The organism is Streptomyces sp. NRRL B-24572, assembly GCF_002156145.1.
Lineage (GTDB): Bacteria > Actinomycetota > Actinomycetes > Streptomycetales > Streptomycetaceae > Streptomyces > Streptomyces vietnamensis.
This window is the reverse complement of the sequence record NZ_MWIG01000979.1, coordinates 1-2,740: the sequence shown is the minus strand read 5'-3', so window position 1 is coordinate 2,740 and position 2,740 is coordinate 1. Positions and strand designations below refer to the sequence as shown.

The following is a 2,740-nucleotide window of genomic DNA, read 5'->3' as shown; positions in this document are numbered from 1 at the left end:
CCCTCCGGCTGGAGGCGCAGGATCTGGCGGATGGCGGCCTCGTGCGCGACGAGCGGGGTGCCGGTCAGCGTGAGGCGGGCGGGCACCTTCTGGGCGTCCTGGAGGCCCTGCTCCTTGCGGAAGCGGCGGACCTCGGTGACGACCCGCTGGACGAGCTCGATCTCCTTCTGGGCGGCCTCGTCGCGGAAGCCGCCCGGTGCGTCGGCACCAGGAACGAACACAGCCTTCGGCCAGTCGGCGATGACGAGGGACTCGCCGCCGGTCAGCGTCGTCCACAGGGTGTCCGTGACGAACGGGACGATCGGGTGCAGGAGTCGCAGCATGACGTCCAGGACCTCGCCGAGGACCCGGCCGGAGACCTTGGCGCCCTCGCCGCCCGCGAAGAACGTGGTCTTCGACAGCTCGACGTACCAGGCGAAGACCTCGTCCCACGCGAAGTGGTAGAGCGACTCGCTCAGCTTGGCGAACTGGAAGTCCTCGTAGTACGCGTCGACCTGAGCGACCGTCTCGTTCAGGCGGGACAGGATCCAGCGGTCGGTCGCCGACATCGCGGAGGCGTCCGGCAGCGGACCCTCGATGTTCGCGCCGTTCATCATCGCGAAACGGGTCGCGTTCCAGATCTTGTTGGCGAAGTTCCGGGACGCCTGGACCCAGTCCTCGCCGATCGGCACGTCGGCGCCCGGGGTGGCGCCCTTGGCCAGGGTGAAGCGGACGGCGTCGGAGCCGTACTTGTCCATCCAGTCCAGCGGGTCGACCGCGTTCGGGTTGGACTTCGACATCTTCTTGCCGAACTCGTCGCGGACGAGACCGGTCAGCGCGATCGTCGTGAACGGGACCTCGCCGTCCATCGCGTACAGGCCGAACATCATCATCCGGGCGACCCAGAAGAAGATGATGTCGTGGCCGGTGAGCAGGACGTCGGTCGAGTAGAACTTCTCCAGGTCCGGGGTCTTCTCCGGCCAGCCGAGCGTGGAGAACGGCCACAGGCCGGACGAGAACCAGGTGTCCAGGACGTCGGGGTCCTGGGTCCAGCCCTCGCCGGTCGGGACCTCGTCGTCGGGTCCGACGCAGACGACCTGGCCCTCGGGGCCGTACCAGATCGGGATGCGGTGGCCCCACCACAGCTGGCGCGAGATGCACCAGTCGTGCATGTTGTCGACCCAGTCGAAGTAGCGCCTCGACATGTCCTCGGGGTGGATCTTCACCCGGCCGTCGCGGACGGCGTCGCCGGCCTCCTTGGCGAGCGGGCCGACCTTGACCCACCACTGCATCGACAGGCGCGGCTCGACCGTCGTCTTGCAGCGCGAGCAGTGGCCCACCGCGTGCATGTACGGGCGCTTCTCGGCGACGATCCGGCCCTGCTCCCTGAGCGCGCCGACGATCGCCGAGCGGGCCTCGAAGCGGTCCAGGCCGAGGAAGGGGCCGTGGACGGTGATGACGCCGTGCTCGTCCATCACGGTGAGGGACGGCAGGTCGTGGCGGCGGCCGATCTCGAAGTCGTTCGGGTCGTGCGCCGGGGTCACCTTGACGGCGCCGGTGCCGAACTCCGGGTCGACGTGGGTGTCGGCGACGACCGGGATCGTACGGTCGGTCAGCGGCAGCTTGATCTGCTTGCCGACCAGGTGCTTGTAGCGCTCGTCGTCCGGGTGGACGGCGACGGCGGTGTCGCCGAGCATCGTCTCGGCGCGGGTCGTCGCGACGACGAGGCTGTCCTCGCCCTCGCCGTACCGGATGGAGACGAGCTCGCCGGCGTCGTCCTGGTACTCGACCTCGATGTCGGAGAGCGCGGTGAGGCAGCGCGGGCACCAGTTGATGATGCGCTCGGCGCGGTAGATCAGCTCGTCGTCGTAGAGCTTCTTGAAGATGGTCTGGACGGCACGGGACAGGCCCTCGTCCATGGTGAAGCGCTCACGGCTCCAGTCGACGCCGTCGCCGAGCCGGCGCATCTGGCCGAGGATCCGGCCGCCGTACTCCTCCTTCCACTGCCAGACGCGCTCGACGAACTCCTCGCGGCCCAGGTCGTGGCGGGACTTGCCCTCCTCGGCGAGCTGCTGCTCGACCTTGTTCTGGGTGGCGATGCCGGCGTGGTCCATGCCGGGCAGCCACAGGGCCTCGAAGCCCTGCATGCGCTTGCGGCGGACCAGGGCGTCCATCAGCGTGTGCTGGAAGGCGTGGCCGAGGTGGAGGGAGCCGGTGACGTTCGGCGGCGGGATGACGATGGTGTACGGCGGCTTCTCGGACTTCGCGTCCGCCTCGAAGTACCCGCGCTCCACCCAGCGCTCGTACAGCGGCCCCTCTACCTCGGCCGGCGCGTAGGTGGTCGGCAATTCGGTGGTGGCTGCTGTCTGCTGCTGAGTGTTCTCGGTCACGGGGGCAGTTTAGGCGTGTCCCGCCACTGTCCTGAAACGCTTTGGTTCGGTAACGGTGTGGCCCCCGCCGCGCGTCCGGGACGGCGGTTCCGCCAGGATGTCCGGCAGACATAAACATCCTGTGAGGGGAACCTGTCGATGAGCTACAACCAGCCGGGCCCGTACGGCGGCCAGCAGCCCGGTCCTTACGGCCAGCCGGGCCCGTACGGCCAGCAGCCGCAGCAGCCCGGCCCCTACGGCCAGCCGCAGGCTCCGCAGCCTGGTTATGGATACCCCCAGCAGGCCCCGCAGGGCGTCCCGCCGCAGCAGGCCCCGTACGGCTACCCGCAGCAGCAGCCGGGATACCCCCAGCAGCCCGCCTTGGACTTCTT

General features: G+C 69.1%; 2 protein-coding genes. One reads left to right on the top strand and one right to left on the bottom strand.

Translation table 11 applies throughout. The features are described 5' to 3' along the window. Positions 1-2,369, bottom strand: a 2,369-nt coding sequence (locus CCN56_RS39130) for a valine--tRNA ligase (protein WP_086832371.1), incomplete at its 3' end; no start/stop codon positions are given. 138 nt (positions 2,370-2,507) lie between these two features. Between CCN56_RS39130 and CCN56_RS39125 the strand changes: the two genes are divergently transcribed. Next, positions 2,508-2,740 (top strand): hypothetical protein (locus CCN56_RS39125; RefSeq protein WP_179200153.1); only part of this gene is annotated, 233 nt, incomplete at its 3' end.